This window comes from Pectobacterium atrosepticum (assembly GCF_000740965.1).
Lineage (GTDB): Bacteria > Pseudomonadota > Gammaproteobacteria > Enterobacterales > Enterobacteriaceae > Pectobacterium > Pectobacterium atrosepticum.
The window spans coordinates 551204-574111 of record NZ_CP009125.1 but is presented as its reverse complement, the minus strand read 5'-3'; the positions used below and the strand labels follow the sequence as shown (position 1 = coordinate 574111).

The 22908-nt window shown below is 50.0% G+C and carries 20 protein-coding genes; 1 reads left to right on the top strand and 19 read right to left on the bottom strand.

From position 1 onward, the window contains the following. From GZ59_RS02530 to aepX, 19 genes are all read right to left on the bottom strand, one after another. Complete coding sequence (locus GZ59_RS02530; protein WP_039289877.1) at window positions 1-990, bottom strand: glycosyltransferase family 2 protein; 990 nt, start codon at window positions 988-990, stop codon at window positions 1-3. Further along, on the bottom strand, window positions 983-2365 hold the full coding sequence (locus tag GZ59_RS02525; protein ID WP_039289874.1) for a hypothetical protein: 1383 nt from the start codon (window positions 2363-2365) through the stop codon (window positions 983-985). The genes GZ59_RS02530 and GZ59_RS02525 overlap by 8 nt, the downstream gene beginning before the upstream one ends. Further along, the gene (locus GZ59_RS02520; protein WP_011092123.1) at window positions 2362-3573 is read right to left on the bottom strand and encodes a lipopolysaccharide biosynthesis protein; all 1212 of its coding nucleotides are present in this window, start codon (window positions 3571-3573) and stop codon (window positions 2362-2364) included. The genes GZ59_RS02525 and GZ59_RS02520 overlap by 4 nt, the downstream gene beginning before the upstream one ends. 13 nt (window positions 3574-3586) lie before the next feature. Continuing rightward, window positions 3587-5719, bottom strand: a complete 2133-nt coding sequence (locus GZ59_RS02515; protein WP_039289871.1) for a GumC family protein — start codon at window positions 5717-5719, stop codon at window positions 3587-3589. 2 nt (window positions 5720-5721) lie between these two features. Next, window positions 5722-6279, bottom strand: a complete 558-nt coding sequence (locus GZ59_RS02510; protein WP_039289868.1) for a polysaccharide biosynthesis/export family protein — start codon at window positions 6277-6279, stop codon at window positions 5722-5724. A 1-nt stretch (window position 6280) separates the two neighbouring features. After that, a complete protein-coding gene (locus GZ59_RS02505) occupies window positions 6281-7567 on the bottom strand; it encodes an outer membrane beta-barrel protein (RefSeq protein WP_039289865.1) in 1287 nt (428 codons plus the stop codon). Then, window positions 7557-8963, bottom strand: a complete 1407-nt coding sequence (locus GZ59_RS02500; protein WP_080708279.1) for an undecaprenyl-phosphate glucose phosphotransferase — start codon at window positions 8961-8963, stop codon at window positions 7557-7559. The genes GZ59_RS02505 and GZ59_RS02500 overlap by 11 nt, the downstream gene beginning before the upstream one ends. A gap of 501 nt (window positions 8964-9464) precedes the next feature. Beyond that, window positions 9465-10217, bottom strand: coding sequence for a phosphonate metabolism protein PhnP (gene phnP / locus GZ59_RS02495; protein ID WP_373365837.1), 753 nt, complete (start codon window positions 10215-10217; stop codon window positions 9465-9467). A gap of 62 nt (window positions 10218-10279) precedes the next feature. Next, complete coding sequence (phnN, locus tag GZ59_RS02490; protein ID WP_039294666.1) at window positions 10280-10846, bottom strand: ribose 1,5-bisphosphokinase; 567 nt, start codon at window positions 10844-10846, stop codon at window positions 10280-10282. 2 nt (window positions 10847-10848) lie between these two features. After that, window positions 10849-11985, bottom strand: a complete 1137-nt coding sequence (phnM, locus tag GZ59_RS02485) for an alpha-D-ribose 1-methylphosphonate 5-triphosphate diphosphatase (protein WP_039289859.1) — start codon at window positions 11983-11985, stop codon at window positions 10849-10851. After that, window positions 11975-12691 carry a phosphonate C-P lyase system protein PhnL gene (gene phnL / locus GZ59_RS02480; RefSeq protein WP_039289856.1) on the bottom strand — a complete coding sequence of 239 codons (717 nt, stop codon included), beginning with the start codon at window positions 12689-12691 and terminating at the stop codon, window positions 11975-11977. Before phnL ends, phnM begins: the two co-directional genes overlap by 11 nt. Before the next feature lie 21 nt (window positions 12692-12712). After that, the gene (gene phnK / locus GZ59_RS02475) at window positions 12713-13501 is read right to left on the bottom strand and encodes a phosphonate C-P lyase system protein PhnK (RefSeq protein ID WP_011092114.1); all 789 of its coding nucleotides are present in this window, start codon (window positions 13499-13501) and stop codon (window positions 12713-12715) included. Beyond that, window positions 13498-14295, bottom strand: coding sequence for an alpha-D-ribose 1-methylphosphonate 5-phosphate C-P-lyase PhnJ (locus tag GZ59_RS02470; protein WP_051623310.1), 798 nt, complete (start codon window positions 14293-14295; stop codon window positions 13498-13500). The genes phnK and GZ59_RS02470 overlap by 4 nt, the downstream gene beginning before the upstream one ends. Before the next feature lie 128 nt (window positions 14296-14423). Further along, window positions 14424-15527, bottom strand: a complete 1104-nt coding sequence (locus tag GZ59_RS02465; RefSeq protein WP_039289853.1) for a carbon-phosphorus lyase complex subunit — start codon at window positions 15525-15527, stop codon at window positions 14424-14426. Further along, a complete protein-coding gene (gene phnH / locus GZ59_RS02460; protein WP_039289849.1) occupies window positions 15527-16108 on the bottom strand; it encodes a phosphonate C-P lyase system protein PhnH in 582 nt (193 codons plus the stop codon). The genes GZ59_RS02465 and phnH overlap by 1 nt, the downstream gene beginning before the upstream one ends. Before the next feature lie 6 nt (window positions 16109-16114). Then, complete coding sequence (gene phnG / locus GZ59_RS02455) at window positions 16115-16558, bottom strand: phosphonate C-P lyase system protein PhnG (protein WP_011092110.1); 444 nt, start codon at window positions 16556-16558, stop codon at window positions 16115-16117. Further along, on the bottom strand, window positions 16559-17452 hold the full coding sequence (locus GZ59_RS02450; protein WP_039289846.1) for an NAD(P)-dependent oxidoreductase: 894 nt from the start codon (window positions 17450-17452) through the stop codon (window positions 16559-16561). It abuts the gene before it with no gap. A 52-nt stretch (window positions 17453-17504) separates the two neighbouring features. Beyond that, complete coding sequence (gene aepY / locus GZ59_RS02445; RefSeq protein WP_051623228.1) at window positions 17505-18659, bottom strand: phosphonopyruvate decarboxylase; 1155 nt, start codon at window positions 18657-18659, stop codon at window positions 17505-17507. A 180-nt stretch (window positions 18660-18839) separates the two neighbouring features. Beyond that, window positions 18840-19772 carry a phosphoenolpyruvate mutase gene (aepX, locus tag GZ59_RS02440; protein WP_039289843.1) on the bottom strand — a complete coding sequence of 311 codons (933 nt, stop codon included), beginning with the start codon at window positions 19770-19772 and terminating at the stop codon, window positions 18840-18842. Window positions 19773-20559: 787 nt separating this feature from the next. Between aepX and GZ59_RS02435 the strand changes: the two genes are divergently transcribed. After that, window positions 20560-22641, top strand: a complete 2082-nt coding sequence (locus GZ59_RS02435) for a DUF4034 domain-containing protein (protein ID WP_039289840.1) — start codon at window positions 20560-20562, stop codon at window positions 22639-22641. The last annotated feature ends 267 nt before the right edge of the window (window positions 22642-22908 follow it).

The window sequence follows — 22908 nt, the reverse complement described above, 5'->3', positions numbered from 1 at the left end:
CTATTCATGAATAACCTTGCTATTTGGTGGTGTCATAGGGTTGCGCACGGGTCTGGTTAACCCTTTTATCAATCCCGCAGAAAATATAGCCAGGTTCATCACACTCTGTACCCCGTTCAACAGTGAACGGTTCTTAATCGTTTTTAATGCCACAAAAGCGAGTAACGGCAGCAACGCGGCACCAATAACCGCGGCGTTAAACGTCAACAAACTCATCAACAGCACCAGCAGATAAACCGCAAAGACCGCCTCGTTTTTAACGATATGCAATGCCTCACGGAAATAAGGCATCCCCCATGCACTGCGTAAAAGCTCGCCCGGCGCCCAGAGAAAACCATTCCGCCAACGATATTGCAGCATTTTATATGTTGGCATGGTGTACGACGTGTGACGGAAATAAGGCACATTAAGTCGATGTAATTTATATTGGGCATAGCGCAGACGAATGCCTAATTCAGCCTCTTCATAACCATGCAAGCTACGGTTGGTGAGATAACCTATTTTTTCAATTGCCGTGCGGCGGTATAAGCCCCCACCGCCTAAATGACCACAGTCGCCCAACGGATATATTTTATGAAGGCGCTGTTTACGTGATTTAAACTCATAGTTCGCCGCGCCATCCATCTCTACCGTTCCCGCCACGCCGGCGTAATCAGGGTGTGCGGTTAAAAATGCGATGCCCTGCTCAATAAAGCCATCTTCCAGCTCCATATCGCCGTCCATCAGCAGCAAATAATCCCCCTGGCTGTACAGATAACCAAGCTGATGCCCCACACCGCAGCAGCGTTCGGACGGTTCAGTCAGCGACACTACGGTAACGCCTTTGGCGCTGGCAAGCTGCTGAGTGTTGTCGGTTGATAAGCTATCGGCAACAATGATTTTATGGGGGTAATTCACAATATGGCGACGAATACTGTCGATGGTTTTTTCGATGCATTCTGCCTCATTGAATGTCTTAATACTCACTGAAATAAAAGATTTATCATTCATACGGTTTTCCGATATAACGGCGGACAGAATGGCGAATTACCAGACTTGAGCCCAGAGATAAATAAAAAATGAATTGCAGCATGGGAATAATCATCAGGATCTGGCTATAAGGCAGACTCAATAGGCACCCAACCGAAAAAACGTTAAAGGCCGGAGAAGAACTCAGCAGTTGTAGGTCCTGCAGGTCTATTTTATTACGATCCAGTACCGGCTTTGGCTGCGTAATGATTAAGATATAAATAATTAACCCGATGAAAAATAGCGATCCGACCACACCGACTTCCCATAGCAGCACGCTTAATGAGGTTGAATCAATGATCAGGTTATAGATGATATTCAAAAAGCCGGGAGAGACAGCGCTGCCGCTATTTGTCGCACTTAATCCATAGCCAAACAACGTGCCGGAGATCCCCCACATATCGTGATTTTTCAGCCAGAAAAATAGCGTAGTAAGACGCCCAAGCTCACCGGACTCCATAATGTAGTTGGTATCAAAAATATAATTCAATGAATCCAGAAATACGCTCATCGCGCTTTTCGTCGGGTCGCTACCAAACGCCGAGGAGTAACCCGAAGCCAAAATGGTAATCGCCACGGTAATCAGCAACGCCATGCCGGTGAAAATCAGCAAAATCGCTTTCAGGTTTACGTTATTCATGCCTTTGATGTAGCTCGGCATTAACCAAACCCAGGCCAGTAATAACGGTGAAACCAGGATCACAAATTTCACTTCCCCCAGGATACACAAGCCAAATCCCAAAACGATATGCAGCGCCGTGGATTTAAACGACGTCAAACCATGTTTAAATTCCGAGACTTTCAGCAGCATAATCAACAGGCAGAACAACCCCATCGCCGCGGTATTTCCCCCGCCCATCGGGTCACCGCCGAAAGTGCCGACTACCGAGTCCCATTTTTCGTCTTCTCCCCGCAATGCCACCCGCCGCGGCAAAACAAACAACACCTGATAAATCACCACCGGGAACTGCGCGTAGAACACCCAATACAAACTCCGGGTCACGCGATAAATCTGTGATTCGCGGCAAAAACCCAGCAGCAGGCAAAGCATCATCAGCGACAATGCAATCTCGTTTTTAAACCCAACGATAGTGACGGTTATTCCGCCCTGTAACAGGGTAGATAATCCCGCCATCGCCAGAAAAGAGAGGTAGAGCGTGAGAACCATCAATTCCTGCGTATCCAAATGCAATCTATCGTAGCGAGTCTGCATAATCAGCAACCCCACCATGTTCAGCGCCAAAATAAATGGCAACCACAGCACTGCCAGCAAACCGGTGAAATACTGTGTCAGTCCGCAGAATACCAGCGTGATAAAAACATAAACCTGTAGGTAAAGCCCGGTATTCAAGCTCATGATTCTGTCATCATATTTTTCAGCCCATTAGCACGTTTGTTTACTTTGAGATAAATAAACGCGTAGCGTACAAACGTCAGCACAGAAAAAAGAATCATTGATGTGTCATAGTGATTATAAAAATAAGGCACAATCACAAATGCGACTAATACCACACTCAACTGCTCTAACTGAATACGCAAAAAATAGCGATGAGAGCCAAATATTAGCTCAATCACCGTCAGCGGACACACCGCCAGCGCCGGAAATAAATAAGGCAACATATAGCGAGAGGTTGGAATGGAGTTAATCCACTCCTCGCTAAAAAACAGATGCATCACCAACGGATAGAAAATAAATACTCCTAGCGTGCAGACCACCCCCGACATCAATAATACCAGACGAACTTTTTTGAACTCATCATAGTTGAAACGTTTATTTCTGAAATCGGCAGACCAAGTTGAAAAAATAGAATTACGCACCGCATTGCCGATGATCACCACCGGAGACAAACAAAAACGGCTCACTACCGAGAAATACCCCGCCGTCAACGCGGAAAACCAAAAATTAATCAGCATAACCGGCAAATTACTATTAACCATCGCCAACACTTCGGCGCTGCCAACGCGGGTAAGATGATGAGCATGCTGATGAAAGAAAGCCCTATTACGTTGCGGACTAAAATGTCCAAATGTAATGGTGTGAATATTGAACGAGAACAGAATACAACCGCTAATCAGCACCATCATGGCGCAGGCCCAGGACCAATAGAACGCGGTGGTATGTGAAGTGAACACCAGCGAAAGCACGACCACCACCGAGACAGCGAGTCGCTGAAAGGCCAGAAAACGGTAGTTACCCTCGCGCAGAGACAAATTCTCCGAGATCAGCACCAGCGCATAGGACAGCGTGAGCAGGTAGAGAAAGAACACATTTCGCTGAAACAGCCATGCGGTCAACATCGCATAGGGCACCGCGGTAAGCAGACTTTGCAGTGTGCTGAACACCACACTCTGCGCCAGTTCACTGTCTTGCTGTTTCGGAATCAGCAGTTGCGATGCAAAGGTACAGACCTGCGCCCCCACCAACACGATGCTGTAACTCAGCGCGTAGATCCCCACCTCGGCCATGTTGTATTTATGCGAAATCAGCCAGATAGATAGTGCGCCAATCAGTTGTGAAACCACCGATGAACCCGCAATGGTAGAAACGCTTTTTAGTAAACTCATCTTTTTAATAAACTCACAGGTGACCGGTACTGTTGATTAGCGCATTCATCCGATGGTTCAGGGAACGTATCCCCTCTTTGGTTTCGAGATTTTTATCCGCAACCCGATTCATTACCGCGCCAATCAGCACCGCGCGGTGCTGTTTAACTTTATCAATGGCATTAAGCACATCGCCCGCGCGCCACTCGCCGGCTTTCAGCACAAAAACCACCCCGTCGATTACCCGGCTAATGAGTTGACTATCCTGCGTTTGATTCACCGCGGCCACGTCAACGATAATTCGCTGATAGCGTGTTCTCAGCTCGGCCATCAACGTCACGACATGTTCGGACGACAGCATCAGTAAAGAAGACATCACGGCATTGCCACGCGGCAGGAAGCTTAAATTTTCACTGATTATCACCAGTGCGGCATCCAACGGTGATTGCCCTTGCAGCAGTTCCGCCACACCAATAGCGGAAGGATTCGCCAGGTCTTGCGTCAGCCCGCCGTCGTTAAAGAAGTCCAGGTCGATAAGCAGCGTTTTTTGGTCAGCGCTGAAGGATGTCGCCAGCAAATGCGCCAGCAACGATCGCCCTTCTCCATGCTCTGCCGAGCTGATGGCAATGGCCTGGCAGGATGGATGCGATAACAAAATGTGGGTTCGCATGCTGTGGACAATATCGACGTCAAGCGGCGCTTTGGTTATCAATCGCACAACTTTTGAGCGCTCCACACCACTGGCGAAGGTGCGAATTTCACCCACCGGAGCCACATTCAGGCGCTTTTTCATCTGGCTGATACTGTTGATTGAATTATCCAGCGCGGCTCTCACGATGAAGTAAACCACCGAGAAAATCAGGGTTAGCATGACAACCATCACCAGCAGCATCGCTTTATTGGGTTTCGACGGGTGGTCAGCCGGCACGGCAGGGTCGTAAAGTATCGCGTCCGGCTCTAAATAGTTACCCGCCAGCGTCTGCTCTTTGGTGCGCTGATAGAGCGCCTTATACAGCTCTTTTGTTTTATCCAGCGCGGTGGTCAGGTTGTTGTATTCATCACGTTTAGACGCCAGCGTTTGGAAATCCACTTTCTGTTGCTCCAGCAGTTGCTGATAATATTTTTCATCCCTCAACGCCGCCTGATACTGCTTATTCAGCCCCGCTTTCAGTTCGAGTAACACGGTGTGGGTCTGCTCTTCAATCGCCTGAACCTGGGCTTCGGCTTCTAAAATTTTGGTATGCTTCACCCCGTAGCGTTTCCGTAAATCGTATAAAGAACGCCGGGCCTGAATCAGCGCAATGCGCAAATCCTGAATTTGGGCATGATTAGAAATATCAGGCAGAGAAATGATATTTTCCAGCGACGTACCCGCGTTCAAACGCACGCTGTTGTCGTTCGTTTCCGCCCTGATGCGACGCTGGGTGGCATCCGCTAACTTGGTGGTGACAATCCCCAGTTGTTCAGTTTCGAAGCCATCCACGCCGCGGAAAGTCAGCAGCCCTTCTTTCTTCAGAAACTGGTCGATGGCGGCCTGTTGCTCGACGACTTGCTGCCACACCTCCTCCATCTGTTTTTGGTTCAACGTTTTGGCTTTTAGTGTCTTGAGGTGTTTTTGCCTGGCCGTATAGTCAATAAATGCCTGCGCCGCGCCGTTAGCGATATCGGCCGCCAGCTCAGGCGACGCCGATTCGTATGAGATAGTGGCGAGGTGCGTGGTGCGAACACCGGTGATAGTGAGGTTTTTCACTATCGAATCCAGCGCGTGATCGACCCGCTGTTGCTCATCGCCACGGTTATCCGCGTTTTTGCCTGTATCGCCGTTAAACGCCGGGTTTTGGTCCAGCTTGATGTCCCGCACGGCTTGTTCCAGCACAATACGCGACTGCATCAACGCATACTGGGTTTCGTAATAGCCGCTACGGGTGGAATCATAACCATCGACCTGCGGCAAAGGCGAAACGTTATCCTGTTGCGCTTTAAGCAGTACCGTTGCGGTCGACACATATTTGGGCGTGATCATGCTAATCAGTGGGTAAGCCACTACCGCCACAATCAGGCCAGCCAGCATGATCTTCCAGCCGTTCTGTTTGATCTCTTGGGCAAATCTGGAGAAATCGATGGTGCTTTCCAGTTTTCTGCCATTTTCCACGATAGATAGACTCATGGTCAGAAAAAGCTCATACCGACAATCACGGTGTCGCCAGGATGAACGACGCGTCTTACGTCAACATTTTCAATCAGTTGATTGCTATTCGAAAAACGAATACCCACATCCTTGCGGTCTGCGCGATCGGTAAATCCGCCGGCCAGCGCCAGCGCTTTTTCAACGGTTAAGCCCGGCTCGTAGGCATACCCGTTCGGTTTCTCGACTTCACCGGTGATATAGAATTTCCGGAACTCGGCGATGCTGACCGTCACCATCGGATTTTGCAGATAGTCGCCGCGTAGGCGATTAGCCAACTCCTCACCCACCTGCTCTGGCGTTTTCCCTTTCAACACCAGTTGACCAATGTAGGGGAAGGTAATCGCGCCGCTTTTATCCAGCATGAACTTCATCGTCATCTCCGGCTCGCCGTACACCAGAATATTTACAGCATCGCCTTCATCTAACTGATAACCGGTGGTTTCGCTTTCAGGTTTGTCCATTTGCCGCTGGCTCGACAGGGAGCATCCCGCCAGCCAGACGCTGAGGCACAGAAAAATGCCCAGTTTTATTATTTTCACGTTAGATCTGTACCTTAGCCGTAAACATAATCAGAGAGTTATCACGGCCCAGCATCCTGACGACCTGGCGATCGCCGTTAGGGCCAATAAAGAAAGAATCGCTATCTTGATTGGAACGTAGCGTGTTCAGTTGATACTTTAATTCAACGTTAATAGAGGGCCTGACGTTATAACTCATGGCGAATGTGAATACCCTGTTTCTGTCTTTACGATCTCGCGGGTAATTCTTGTAAACATCCGTCAGGTATGAATAGTCAAACGTGGTGGAGAAACGATCGACGAGCCAAAAATGCTGATAAGAGATGCCGTATTGAGAAACCAGGATATAGCCGCCGATTTCTGACGGGTCTTTGATATGCTGCGACGTATGTACGGTAAAAACGGATTGTTTAAGTGGTTTCCACTCCGTCTGAATATCCCAGTTTACCCCGCTAAAGTTCCTGGAGTTCGGGTTATTATCGAATGTCTTGTATAGCCAGGACACATTGGCATCAATACCGGTTTTTCCCGTAAGCTGCGATTTAATGCCGTATTCCAGATAATATTCATCATTATCTTTTTGCGAATCGATTTCATAACGCCGCTGATTACCAATAAAACGGTAGCGAAAGCGCGTTGCCGACGAATATTGGTCAGATAATTCGGCGATCAAACCATTCTCGTGCCATTCCTGCCCAAGAACATAGTGATAAAAATCAATATCGGTATTTTTAATATCCCCCGTGCGGCCTAACCGCAGTTTTCTAAACAGCAGCGCGACGTCGGCTTTACCGCGCCCTTTCAGTGCGCCATAGCTATAACGTAATTCACTGTTGAAAATCGCGGTACTCAGCGGCGAATGAATACCGAAATCGCTGAACTGTTGTGGTCGAAAACCTTCGGTAATACCGCGCCCACGCACTTCGTGCCCAAGCGTCTCCTCAAGACTGAGCGTTAATCCATGCTTCAACCCGTAGCGCCATGCGCCATTAAAGCGAAAGAAATGGTCGGAGTAATTATCTGTCGGATCGCTGTCGTAACGACGATAATCACCGGAATACATCAACAGATATTGATCTTGATAACGCGCGCCAATGGCCTTAATCATTGGCCTGACGCTCTGAAAATTAGCACTCACCGCGTCCTGATCATCAGCCTGATAGGTCACGTTATTCTCATGCCCATAGTCCAGCCCCACCTGGCTTTGAAAATCAATACCGGCGACGCCGATATGCGATTTCGGCATCAGGTCGGCCCAAGAGGGGTGGGGGATTATCATTCCAGCGGCAATGATCAATTTAGTACGCATTTTCACCGATAAAACCTTTGAAAATGGTTCTAAAGATAATTTTGATATCCAACCAAAGGGACCAGCTCTGAATATAGGCAATATCGTAGTGAACCCGTTTTTCCATTTTATCGAGGGTATCCACTTCGCCGCGATAACCACTAACCTGCGCCAAGCCTGAAATTCCAGGCTTCACTTTATGGCGAATCATGTAATTTTCGACTAGCTGGCGATACTGCTCGTTATGCACGACGGCATGAGGACGCGGGCCAATAATCGACATCGTCCCTTGCAATACATTGAAAAATTGCGGCAGTTCATCCAGCGAGGTGCGGCGTAAAAATGCGCCAAAACGCGTAACACGCGGATCGTTTTTAATCGCCTGCGTCACGACGCCGGCGTTTTCCATCACGTGCATCGAGCGGAATTTCCACACTTTGATTTTATTACCGCTCAGGCCATAACGATCCTGCTTGAATAACACCGGACCCCGTGACGTCAGTTTGATACCCATAGCAATCACCAGCAGCAATGGCGAAATCATCAGCGTAATAACGCCGCCAATCACTAAATCCTCAACGCGCTTAATCACCGAACCAATGCCATCAAACGGCGATCTGAAAATACTGATGGTCTGAATGTTATTGATGGAGCGAAACTGCGATACGTATGAGCTGTAGGAATAAAGATCGGGAATGATGTAGGTATCTACCGTCGTATCGGACATCATCGACAGAAAATAACGAATCCGTTTTAGTGCAACCATCGGCAGCGCAATATAAATCTCATCCACTCTGCCCGCTTTCGCTTCTTCAACCAGTTCGCTCACTTTGCCTTTAAATTGGCTCTTAAACAGATAGCCACAACGGGATGGGCTACGATCGTCGTAAAAAGCCAATTCTAATTGCATGTTGGCATACTCTTTAAGCAATGCTTTTTCCGCCGCTAACCCACCGGGCGTTAATCCCACAATAGCAATTCGCATCCGCTTTTTAGTCGTAAATTTACACGTAATTAAACGCGTGATATAGAGACTACATAGCGAAAGAATATACCAGTACAGCATTGCGGAAAAATATATATTATCGAGTTGATGCAATAGACCCAGCGAGTACAACGTACCGGTATAATTCCTGACTGCCTCAACAAAGATGACCGACAATAATGCGGAACCCCACAGTCTTCGCCGCCCACCAGGCTGCATATTTTTAAGACTATGGTGATATAGTCCGGTATATTCTCCAATAAGTAAAAAAGAGGTAGAAAATAGCAGGCTAATTATAATTACATCATCGAAATCGCCCATCAAAAATAGCCTTGCACTGACTATTAATGCTAAATTAATTGATAAAAAGTCCATCAATTTAATAACAAAAAAGTCATTCCCATAGGAAATATTTATCTGATTAGTAGACACTTTTTAATCATAATCCATTAAGTTTTTTATTATTGCTGTTTTTCCGTGCCGGATGATATATCACTTAAGAAAAATTTAAAATAACAATCAGATCAATCTCAAATTTTTTTAGCAAAGCGCACAAACTGCTAATGTCCACAGCCATAATCATTAACTTATAAAATATAAGTTTTTACGTTAGTGATTTTCTCGAAAATATTTATTTTATTATTATTTAATTTTAAATATTTGCATTCAATAATTATTTCAATGAAGTGGATAAAGAGTGAAATTTCGCCGTTCAGGCAAATCTGTCACACAGCGCCAACCTTAACGCAGAATCGTCACTTTCAATAAGTGCTTCGGCAAGCTTGAGGCAGTTCTGGAGCAACGTTTTTAGTCAGAGTTCAGAGGGACTAAATTAAGTCATGATGTTCAGTTATCTCAAAAACACCTAATCGGCATGTCAGATTTTAGCTCCGCGATATGTGGAGCTATGAGCGTTATATGTGGCCTTCCTCCTTACAACCCCAACACCAACCCATCATAAGCAGCATGAACATGCTCAGGCAGCAGCGTTTGTGTTTGTAGCCAGCGATCTAGTTCGTGGCTGATGTGGGTCAGGTACAGTTGTTTGGGGTTAAGCTGGGTAAAAATCTCCAGCGCACGAGTGACGTCATTATGATTACGTGGAGGCGTCGTCTGGGGAGGATGGCTGCAATCGACAATCGCATAATCTAGCGTATGTGATGCAAGAAACTGAGCAGTTTCAGGCGGTAGCCCGACGGTGTCGGTCAGGTAGGCCAGCGCATGCGTCGGCGTCTGGATGAGGTAGCCATAGGTTAATTTGGAATGGATTAAGGGAACCGGCGTGATCCTGATGTCGTCCAGTTCAAAGGGCTGGAAAGCCATCAGCGGTTTTTGAAAATGCAGAATCCCTGGGTGCTTGAAGAGATCGTCGCAGCCCGCTTCATCTGGGGGGCCAAAGACCGAAATGGGCTCACCGTAGCCCCAACGAAGGGGAAATAATCCCTGAACGTGATCCATATGATAGTGGGTCAGCAGAATATGTCGTTGCGGATAGGGGAGCAGATAAGGCGATAGCTCAGGTAATCCGGCATCAATCAGGACGATACGGTCTTTTGTTGTGATTGCCGCACAGCAGGCACGACGCCGTTTGCTTTCATCGCGTTGCGCCTGCTGGCAAACCTCACATTCACAGCCAAATGCAGGAACCTGCTGCGCACCGCCGGTTCCCAGAAAGTGAAAAACGATCCCATCATTACTCGTTGTCATCGGTTTTCTCCTGCTATTCGGTACGCTCGCCACCCGACCTATTATTCGCGGTACGCCGCGCAAGCCCGGTCGAACGGCAGCAGCGACTGAAAGGTAGATAAGGTGCGTTGCAGATCGCCGTCGTTGTTCAACAAAACACAGTCGCTTTGTAAGCGGCTTTGCTCGTCCTCGGCACGCTGTAAACGTGTGGCAATTTGCTGTTCACTTTCCCGCCCCCTGGCGCGTAGCCGCTGCCGCAGTGCAGATTCAGAAACAGTCAGGCATATCGGAAATAGCGTATTGCCATAGCGTTCACGCGCCTGAGTCAGATAAGCTCGCGAGCCGTTAACGATGACGTAGCTCCCCCGCTGTAACCAGTCATCAATCTCTATCCCGATGCCGTAATGGCACTGATGCGCCTGCCAATCGAGTGCGAAAATGCCAAGCTGCTGACGGATCGCAAACTCTTCGGGGGTAAGCGCTATGTGGTTCTCTCCTTGAATTTCTGCGGGACGGGTGATGTACCGATGCGCCACCAGCAGGCGTGGCAGCGGCAGTTGACGGATCGCCCGAAGCAGGCTGTCTTTGCCTGCGCCGGAAGGGCCAATGAGGTAGATGAGTTTTGTCATGATCAGAATACCCGAACGCCCTGACGCCACACTCGCATCAGCTTCATTTGCGGCGCTTGCCGTTTGACGAGCAACAGGTCGGCTCGCCGCCCTTCCTCAATGCAGCCGCGATCGTCAAATTTCAGAGCCTGAGCGGGGTTGCTGCTAACCAGAGCAATGGCTCGCGGCAGATCGTATTCATTGCGATCGTCCTCTGCGATCATGAATGCCGCCTCCAGCAAACTGGCCGGGTAATAGTCCGAAGACAGGATGTGAAGCACGCCAAGCGTAGCCAGATGATGTGCCGACACATTGCCAGAATGCGAGCCGCCGCAGATGACATTCGGTGCCCCCATCAACACGTTCATTCCAACGCCGTGTGCCTGCTGTGCCGCGATCTCGGTGGTGGGAAATTCAGCGATGGCGACACGATGCTGGTGGGACTCGGTGATATGTTCAGACGTCGCGTCGTCATGGCTAGCCAACGTGATGCCTTTTTCATGGCAAAGGCGAACGATAGCGTCACGGTTTGGCTGCGACCAGCGGCGTGAACCGGCGAGTTGCTCCTCCTCAAACGCGGCCATTTGTTCATCATTGAGGTGATACTTGCCTTTGTAATACTGATGATATTTCTCCTGGGAAGAAAATTGCCGCTGCCCCGGAGAGTGATCCATTAATGATGCAAGCGCGACCAGTGGAATATCCGCCAGCTGTTCAAAGAGGGGAAACGTATCCTGATGCGGCAGCTCACAGCGCAGATGTAAATGGTGGTCAGCCCGATTGGTGCCATGTTGTTGGCTGAACAGTACAGCATCCGTCATGCGACGCAGGTTCTCAAGCCGATGCCCACCTTCGCGGACATCCCCTACCGCAACGGCATCCAGAACGGTGGTAATCCCACTGGAGATAATCAACGCATCGTGGTTGCGCATCGCCGCCTCAGAAGGCCAGTTAACACCGGGACGCGGTGTAAAACATTTATCAAGATTATCCGTATGTAACTCGACAAGTCCCGGCAGAAGCCAGGCCTGTTCACCATCCAGCGCACCGGGATGACGACTGGGCCTATCGTTGATGTGGTGAATTACGCCGTTGCGCACTTCCAATGAGCCATGAATGATTTCCTGTGAGAGCACCATATTGACGTTATTAATGATCATTTACGTTCTCCTGAGTGCGGGAAATCATTGCCATTGAGTAAAGGCGATCGGCGACGTGTTGGCGAACTTCGTCATCATGAAAGATGCCGACGACAGCACACCCTTTGCTTTTTGCATCATCGATAAGCTGCGTGACGGCCAGTCGATTTTTGGCATCCAGCGAGGCCGTCGGTTCGTCTAACAGCAGAATCGGATAATCACCAATAAATCCGCGAGCAATATTGATGCGCTGCTGTTCACCGCCTGAAAAGGTGGCGGGTGCAAGCGACCAGAGCCGCTCGGGGACGTTCAGATGCGTCAGCAGTTCACCGCCGCGAATCTCGCTTTCCTGACGCGACATGCCGCGTTCCAGTAACGGCTGGATGACCACGTTCAATGTGCTAATACGCGGAATGACGCGCAGAAACTGGCTTACCCAACCCACCGTTTCACGGCGGATTTCCAGTACATGACGGGCGTCCGCGTTGACGATATCGACCCAGCGTGCGCGATGGCGCACCCAGATATGGCCGCCATCAGGCCGATAGTTGCCGTATAGCGAGCGCAGCAGCGTGGATTTTCCTGTCCCCGAATGCCCATGCAGCGCAACGCATTCACCGCATTTCACGGACAGGCTGATATCGTGGAAAACGGGCAATCGTGTGCCCTGCTGATTATATAATACGAACGTTTTATCAACGTTCTCAATGCGTAATTGCGTATCCATCAAGCGTCCTTTTGGCTGGATTTACAAAATGGAAGAAACAAGTAGCTGAGTGTAGGGGTGGCTCGGATCGTCAAGCACCCTGTCCGTTAACCCCTGCTCGACAACTCGCCCACGCTGCATCACCAACAGACGGTGTGATAGCAGGCGAGCTACGCCAAGATCGTGTGTCACAATCACGACAGAAAGCTGCATCTCCACAACCAGCGTCCTGAGCAGATCGAGCAACCGCGCCTGAACCGACACATCTAATCCACCGGTCGGTTCATCCATAAATATCAGCCGCGGTGCGGTGACCAAATTGCGCGCAATCTGAAGGCGTTGCTGCATCCCACCGGAAAAGGTGGTTGGGAGATCGTCCAGACGGTTTTCGGGCAGCTCAACATTTTCCATCCACTGCGCTGCCTTGCTGCGGATATCGCCGTAGTGCCGATGACCGATAGCCATGAGCCGTTCGCCAATATTGCCGCCCGCAGACACGGTGGGCCGCAATCCTGCCAGCGGGTGCTGCCAGACGATCCCCCATTCGGTTCGCACTAGCGCTCGCCGCTGACGTTCGCTGATGTCATAAATCGAGAGCACCTGCTGCTCGGCGTTGCGATAGATCACCTCACCTTCCTGAGGAGCAAGACGTGCGGAAATCGCATTCAGCAGCGTCGTCTTCCCCGAGCCCGATTCACCGACAATCCCTAACACCTCCCCCGGCCACAGCTGAAACGACACGTCGCGGAAGCCTTTTTCCGGCGCATATAAATGCGTGAGGTGTCGCACATCGAGTAGAGGGCTGTCGGATACGTGATGTTCTGTCGTCATGATGTTTTTTCTCCCTGACTCTGGCGCTGCTGACAATAGTCCGTGTCGGAGCAGACAAACATACGTGTACCGTCATCATCCATCACCACTTCATCAAGGAAGCTATCGCGCGCGCCACACAGCTCACACGGCTTGTCCCACTGCTGTATTGTGAAAGGGTGATCGTCGAAATCGAGACTTTCCACCACGGTATACGGTGGAACGGCATAGACCCGCTTTTCGCGCCCGGCACCAAAGAGTTGCAACGCGGGCATCATGTCCATCTTCGGGTTGTCGAATTTCGGGATGGGCGAAGGATCCATGACATAGCGATGATTCACCTTCACTGGGTAGGCGTAGGTCGTAGCGATGTGCCCAAACCGTGCGATATCCTCATAGAGTTTCACCTGCATGACACCGTATTCTTCCAGCGCATGCATTTTGCACGTCTCGGTTTCACGCGGCTCAATAAAGCGCAGAGGCTCGGGGATCGGAACCTGAAAAACCAGGATCTGATCCTCTTTAAGCGGCGTTTCAGGAATGCGGTGCCGCGTTTGAATCAGCGTCGCTTCGCTGGTTTTTTCCGTGGTAGACACATTTGTCACCTTGCGGAAAAAGGCACGGATCGATACCGCATTGGTCGTATCGTCGGAACCCTGATCGATCACTTTAAGCGTATCGTCCGGCCCGATGATACTGGCGGTGATTTGAATACCGCCAGTGCCCCAGCCATAGGGCATTGGCATTTCCCGGCTACCAAACGGCACCTGATGGCCGGGAATGGCAATCGCTTTCAGAATCGCACGCCGTATCATTCCCTTCGTGCTTTCATCCAGATAGGCATAGTTGTATGTCGTTTCTGAATAATGGTATGTCGTTTCTGAATCGTGGTATGCCGTGTCTGGCTGGCCATCTTTCTGGCGGGAGAACGTTGTCTGCCCCATTACGCTTTACTCCTTGGCACAGAAGCGAGGTATTCCTCACGTAGTCGTTTTAATAGCTCCAGCTCTGACTGGAAATCGACGTAATGCGGGAGCTTCAGATGCGAGACAAAACCCGCCGCCTCGACATTGTCAGCATGAGAAAGAACGAACTCCTCATCCTGAGCCGGACCGCGCACCTCTTCTTGATAGTCAGCGGCCTGAAGTGCGCGATCGGCTAATGCCACCGTAATGGCCTTACGCTCCGAACGGCCGAATGCCAGCCCGTAACCACGGGTAAAATGCGGCGCGTCGTTCGCGGGTTTAACAAAGCCGTTCACGGTTTCGCATTCGGTTAGCAGGATTTCCCCGATATCGATGGCAAAGCCGACCTCTTCGGCAACAATACTGACGGTGATATATCCCGTGCGGATCTCACTGACAAACGGATGGTTGCGGCCATAGCCGCGCTGGGTTGAATACCCGAGCGACAGGAGAAACCCCTCGTCGCCGCGAAACAGCTGCTGAAGGCGCGCCGCACGCGTGCCGGGGTAACTCGGTGGCTCCATCGTGATGTCTGACGGATTGCTGTCGTCGCTGATATTCCGTTCAGGGACCAAGTGTTGTTGAGCAAGGAACTGAAACGCATGAGGAATGTGTTCACGAGTTCCTTCATCCTCATCAACAGCGTCAGGCTGTGGTGCGACAGGATCCTCACCGTCGGCCAATAGAGAGAAATCCAGCAGGCGATGGGTATAGTCGTAGGTCGGGCCCAATAGCTGCCCACCCGGTAAATCTTTGAAAATGGCCGAAACACGGCGTTCAAGACGCATATCAGGCGTATTAAGCGGCTGACTGATTCCCCAGCGTGGCAGCGTGGAACGGTAGGCTCGTAAGAGAAAGATACTTTCTACCAGATCGCCACTGGCCTGCTTGATGGCTAGCGCGGCGAGTTGGCGGTCGTAAATATTGCCTTCGGTCATGACGCGATCGACGGCTAAATTCAGCTGCTGTTCTATTTGTGAACAGTCTAATTCTGGTATATCCGTACACCCGCGGCGGCGACAGGATTGTAGCTGGTGAGCGGCCTCAATGGCCTTTTCCCCACCTTTGACGGCAACATACATTAGCATTCCTCCACGTGGGTACTTCTGGGGATTGCAAAGAGCTTTTTCCCAGACGTAAAGAGAAAATCCAACCCTGTAGGGAAGGCATGAGGCCGGTTGCACAGGTAGTGCCTGATACTACCGGGCAGGCGGGGAGAAATAATGCGATGTGTCTTGATGCCCGGCCCTGTCAGCTTTAGACAAGGCCCGTCGTGCATACCTTCTACTTCTAAAATAACGGTGGTGGATTTTTCTGGTTCGACTTCGCTGCCGCAGGAGAGCGCCATCAGGTCATAAGAAAAACGGTTTCCACTTAACAGCACAAAGTCGGCTTCTTGGAACGTCGTAGTGATCGGCACGTTCGTATGCAGGCAAAGCGTGCGCAACAGCAGTGGATTACCGATCTTGGGATCGATAAACAGCGGTGTCGTGTGGCTGGTCAGCGTAAGCAGCGTGGCGGCCGTTGCAGACGACATCGACTCCAGACCAGAGACATTCGGAACAGTAACCAGAGAACCCGGCTCGCTCATTGCCTTCACGATTTTGCGAAAGCAGAGTTGTGTGCCAAATACGGGGTGGGCGAAGCCCGTCATCGTTGTCATGACAAATCATTCTCCCCTGACCAAAGTAAAGAAATTCACTCGACTGGCAGCAACTTCATGCTGTTGCTGTTCCCGGTGAGCAAGCTGTTGGTCTGCTAACGGTGTGATGATTCGCTCCCATATTTCATGGAAATAGGATCGGGTTTGCAGGAGTGCATCGATCCATGCACAGAGCTCGGCGTGCGGCTTGTTTCTGCCGGCGATATAGCTGTAGCCGCACGTTCCATCCTCCAGTTGCACCGCAGCACGGGTCACCGTCATATCCCCCACAATAAAACGCGGGCCATCGACCTCCATTCTTCCCTGCAACTGGATCAAACCAATCTGCGTTGGGCGTAATAGCTGGTAATGCGCTGGAAAGTGCAGCGTGTTCCAGTGTTCTTCCAGCTCGGCAGGATCGCTGTGAGCGAGAATGGACATCCAACGCTGTCGCTGTGTTAACTCAGACATCTAGTCTCTCCCCGTCGGCAAGGTACGTGAGAGATAAGCAAAGCAGGCAGTTTGATCCTGAGGATCGGCAGAGAGATCGGCCGTGCTTTGATACAGCTGGCGCGCCGTATCGAAGAATTCGCTGTGGATCGCGGAGCGCTGGAAAAGCGTATTGGCCAGATCGAGATCTTTCAGGCGAATAGATAAAGGAACAGAAACGGTTTCACGCGGGTTCAGATAGCGATCCAGCATGACTTCCATGTAGGTCGAGCGCCCGCGCCCCAACGTCAGCGCGTTTGCCAGCACATCAGGGGCGATGCCGTGAGCTTCAGCCAGCAATAGCGCTTCCGCAGCCACCAGCAGATGCACCGCTTCACAATAGTTATTAATCACCTTCATGGTCTGTGCACTGTGGTTACTCTCCATCAGTACATAGTGATCTGACAGACAGCTGACGATGTCGTTAACCGCGCTGGCAAAATCGTCAGCATACGGCCCGACCCAGGCCGCAAGCCGCCCCTGTCGCGCACCCTCTGGCCCACCCGAAACGGGGCACTCCACATAATGTGCGCCGTGCTGATGAAAAAAGGTCTCCATCCAACGGCTTTCTTCCGGGCCTATCGTACTGATATTGAGAAACAAAGGACGATAGCGGGACAGCTTGTGTATCACGTCTTCCGACTGAAAAACGTCGCGTATCGCCTCCGCATCCTTCAGGCAGATAAGCACAATTTGTTTTTCCTGCGTGAACAACTGGTGCAATTCAGGGACGGCTTGAGCGCCTTCGGCGGCAACATCGTTCGTTTTACTGTGAGTCCGGTTGAACACGCTGAGCGAGAAATGACGCTGTAATAGTCTGAGCGAGATAGCTTTTCCTAATACACCAACGCCAACTAAAGAAACAGAATGAATCATATCGGCAATCCTTGTCGCTAAGGGGTGGCAATACTCAGGGTATTGCTGCTCATCAAGAGGCCTTAGGGGTTGTATTAAGAAACTGCATAAACGCATCGCGATTTTCTGCAGGAGACGTCGCAGGCCGCCCCAGATCGCTGCGATGACCTACGCGGCATTGCACCTCAATGAATTGACTATTTTGCGCCTGCAAAGCCTGTTGCAGCGCAGCCTGTAAGGCTTCTTCCGTCTCGGCGTAGTAGGTTTTTCCATAACCGCTGGCGGCAGCGATGGGTGCCAGCGGTAAGCGGGATGCCGCCGTGGGCTGCCCTCCCACAGAATCATGGGCACCGTTGTTGATGACGATGTGTATCAGGTTGCTGGCCTGAGCGGTGTTCGTCAGCCCGCCCATGTGCATCAATAACGCCCCATCCCCATCCAGACAGACAACTTTCCGCTGCGGCTGCGCGTCACACAGGCCGAGTGCGATTTGGCTGGCGAGGCCCATGCCACCGACGGTCAGAAAATCCCGCTGATGTCCTTCACCACGCTGTTCGCGTAGTTCATAAAGCTCACGCGACAACATGCCCGTGGTACTGACGATGGGGATCGTGGATGGCAGCACGTTCAGACATGCGGCGACGATAGCTTCTCGCCGCATCAACGCTGGCTCAGCGGCTGGGTTGGCAGGTGCAGCTGGCGAGGAAAAGGTATTTTTTCTCACCACCAGAGCCACAGGACGGTGTTCATCATGCGCACGCTGGAGCAAAGCCTGAATATCATCCCACGGGGGTCGGTTATGGCTATCCAGCACAATATGTGGAACATCAAGCACATTGAGCTGAGGTAACGTGACTCGCCCCTGCATAACATGCTGAGGCTCGTCGTGCTGCTGCTTACCGCTGTCATCAACTTCGCCACGCCAGCCGATAATCAGTAACAGCGGAATACCATAAACATCCGGCGTAGCCAGAGAACAGAGGGGGTTAATCGCATTGCCTAACCCCGAATTTTGCATATAGACCACGGGCAGCGTTCGAGTAGACAGATAATGCCCAATCGCCATACCCACCGCGCAACCTTCATTACTCGCTATACGGTGTGCAAGCCCACCGTTATTACTTCCAATTGCCAGACAGAATGCTTTTAATAATGAGTCAGGGACGCCACTAAAAAAACGCACGCCGCGCTGAGCAAGAAATTCGATGAGCTTATTAGGGTCAATCACAATAAAACTCTCCTTCGCATCGTGCTGTATTTAACAGCAATGATGACGCCTTAATTTTTTCATTATGTGATACAGATAATTAGGGGTGACATAACATTTTATTATTAAGAAGAACGACAATCTTATAGCGCCAAATAATAGCGTTATAAAATAATCACACTGACACCCCAATATATTGCGTTAGCGCGTTCCTGGTATAAGGTCCAGAATATCTTTTATCGACATGCATTTATCCTCAACTTCCAGCGTTCGACCATGCTTGAGGATTTCTGGCAAAATGGATTTCATTGCCGGATAAGCCGCACGTAACATATGGTTTGCATAAATAACGATATTGAACCCGCCATCAATAAGTTGATCGAAAGTAATGTCGTTAAAACTGGTAGGGACACAAACCAAAGGTAAATGTGGGTAATGATCGCGGAATTGTTTGGCGAACGTTAAAATCTCAGAAGGATTCTTATGCCGACTGTGGATCATAATGCCATCGGCACCAGCATCTGCATAATGCAGGGCGCGGTTTATTGCATCTTCCATACCGACGTCCAGAATCAGGCTCTCAATACGCGCAATCAGCATAAACTCGGGCGTCAGCTGTGCTTTTTTAGCCGTCGTAATTTTTTCGCAAAAATCCGCTACGGAAGCCTGCGTTTGCTTTACATCGTTACCAAATAAAGAGTTCTTCTTCAGGCCAGTTTTATCTTCGATAATCATGGCGGAAATGCCCAGATTTTCAGCAGCCCGAATGTGGTGAGCCAAATGTTCAGTTTGCCCACCAGTATCGCCATCAAAAATTAATGGTCGGGTGGTAACATCAAATATTTCCGTAATCGCATGGAAACGATGGCTGATATCTACCAATTCCGTATCGGGTTTTCCCCGCAAGGTAGAATCAGTGAGTGAACTAGACCAGAATGCATCAAATTGATAATGAATATCGCCATCTTCATAAGCGGCTTGTTCTATTAATAAGGCAGAGAGTGGGCTGTGAGCCTCCATCACGCGAATGCCTTTTTGCTGTTGTAATAATTCGCGAAGCGCACTGCGGCGTGAACCTGGCGTACACCCCTTATATGAATCCATTGGGGTGTGGGTAGGTAAAATGATAGACATGGTTATCTCCTATGTACCATAGAGTTGGGGGTATACTTTCCCTAGTAAACCAAGCGTAACAATCAAAATACTATGCAACGTTATATTTATTTAAATTAAATATACCAACGGGATGATTCTATTCTTTGAAAACAACACTTCAATAGGGTTAAAAAATTTTTGTTTATTTTCTAATTCCACCTACCTTATTGAAATAGAATCGATTTAAACGAGAAGAAAATTCCTAAAACAGAATGTTCATCACAACACACAGCTTTATTCATGTTAAAAAACTAAAAAAATAGATGTTTTTGGTTTTTTACTTCAAGAAATATTTTTATGGATGGGAGATAAAGAGAGGACATATTATTCTTATGTGTATTTACCATTGATTATATAATTCGCTGGTAAATGATTAGAATGGGAAGACTAATGTATACCGATAAAATCTCATGGTTTTATGACAATTCTATTTCTCAATAGCGGTATATATCCCAAATAATTCGAGTTGCAGGAAAAAAACGGCAAGGCGTTTTTGAACAGCGCTTGCGCTGAGTCCAAAGGGGTGAGGCCACAACGCCGAATCACGCGGCAAGAGAGGGTCAAATTCGTCGGGAACGAATTTGACCAGCCAACGGCTGGCCTTTTATGTGAAAACCAATGTCTCTTCACCAATTTATTGGTATAACTGTAATCATTATCAAATAGATACAACACATCAATCTCCCAAAATCCTGCCTGCACATGCTGCTGATAAAGCGTGATGTTGTCGGCGTTATGACTCAACAACAGCCTAAGAATTTACTCTATGACATCAATCTCTGAATCACTCACCATATTGATTAAGCGCCGCGCTCAGCTGCGCGAGATGTTCGCGACGCATCAATTCGATGCACTTGATCGCCTGCTGGAGCAAGAACACCAGATTTGGCTGAATGGCCCGAACCTGCCTTATACCTATAACTGGAACATTAATTCGATCTTTGACCCAGCAGTGTCTCATGCTGACATTCTGTCGCACTTGCAGGCTTGGGTTGCCGCACGTCCTGAAAGCTATCACGCCCACCATCTCACCGGGCAGTACTGGGAAAATGCCGCAGCACGGATTCGTACCTCAAATGGTGGAGAATATGTAGAAGACGACCGCTGGATGGGGGCCGAGCTGGCACGCGATCTGGGTGTCGCAGCCTACCTGCGCGCCAGCGCGTTACACCAGCGACCAGCCCTAACCTTTTCACGCCTGTTTCGTTTGACCTGCTATTTAGGTGAACCGCAGTGGCTGGGCGTCTTACTGCAAGGCGGTGAGCCACTGACCTACGCACAGCGTCAGGCACAGGTTGAACCCGAACTTTGGCAAGCGGGTCTACAGCACTTGCGTAATCAAGGTGCGCAAGTGCTTGTTGAGCTTCCTGTTGCTCTGCCTACTCCGCTGCCAGCCAGAGAGGAGCACGAATGGGAAGAGCCCATGCACTACTGGCTGCGAGTTACATTAGCCTTGCGTCCACAGGACTTAGCCATTCGTAAAGAATGCGTTTACTTCCTGTACCCACGCTGGGGCGGTAGTCATGAGGTAATAACAGAATTTATTGATGGGCCACTGTGTGAAACACTGACAGAGCCCGAACGTAACAACCTGCGTGTTACGCAGTGTTGGGACTATATTGGCTATAACGTGCTCCTGCCTGATGCTCAGGACACCGAAAACGTGGCGTACTGCCGGAAAACCTTCGACTGGTTGCTGACACTTGAACTCGATGGGGATGTTCGGGCTAGGGTACTACGCCAATATGCCAGCTTCCTCAGCACCTATGCCCGAACCGAAGAAGGTGACGAGATTCATTGGAATAAGGTTGATATGCAGAAGGCCTATGACCTGATGGTTGAAGCCTGGCAGGTTGATCTTCCGGAATCACACCCCGATGAGGGCGCGCTCGACACCTTAATCAGCTGTCTGAATTTTGCCGGTATCGAAGACAGCTTCAACTTGATGCCAAAATTTCTGGAACGCTGTCAGGCGTGGGCAGATTCAGCGTATGAAACCACTATCGCCGCGCTCGCCAGCAAATTTGGTTTCTATGGCATCGCTCAAGGCCAATTCGATAGCGATGCCTTACTTGTGCGTTGCAGTACTCTCGAATCCGATGTCAATTTTGGCCAAGCCGCCGCTAACCTGTTCGAGTCAGTTTCCGAAGAAGCAGGCGTCTTTCTGTTACACGAAGCCGCGAGCTGGGGAGAAGTCTCTTCAATGGCGTCACTCGGTGACCTCTATTCGGGCCATCTATCACGCATGCACGGCCGCGATCCTTCACCTTATGAAGATCACGAAAAATCATGCTATTGGAAAAGTGTGTCAGCGGAGAAAGGCCATGTCGTTAGCATGTACAATCTTGCCTATAATCTGATCAATGAAAATGACACGCTGACGCCGGAACAATATCAGCGCGCGAGCACATTGTTGTTCCGCGTACTGCGTAGCCCTAATTTGGGCAGGACCGTCTGGCAACGCTCGGCAAGAGAGCTGAGCACACTCTTGTTGTTTAGCAACATCCCTGAAGATCAGGTGATCTGTGTTGATAGCGTACTGCCGGAATTATGGAACGATGAAGATGATGCCAACCGCGACTATGCCGCAGGTTACTACGCGTATGCTTTCCGTAACGGTGCGGGCGTAGCCCAAAATAGCTATCTGGCGAAAGTGTGGATCGATCGCGCGCTGGAAATCAGCCCTGATAGCCAATACAACCACGATCGGGCGAACGAAATCTATCAACGCGGCGGTATGCTGGGTGGCGTCCGGGCGAAGATGGCCTTCAACCGCGATAAAGCGAAAATAGATGCGCGTGGACGTGCAATCACGTTTGGTGATGACGCCCATCAGGAACACCAGTAGGCTTTCCCCATCGTGCTGTCTCTTCGTCATATTTTATGCGAACGCGGAGACAGTTTCGTGCGCCACAATACCGTCATTTTCATGCTACTTCGTAGCACGCGCCCGACACAGGGCGGCTCAGCGCCGTCGCCCTGTGAACCCTGGCTTTTGGCTAAATTATGTCGCTGCGCGATGCCTTCGTCGGCATCAGGCTTAACGGACCGCTTGCGACACGTTCCCGACGTGGCGCAAGCTTTCGCCGCGTCCCTGCGGCTCATCCTAAGCCTG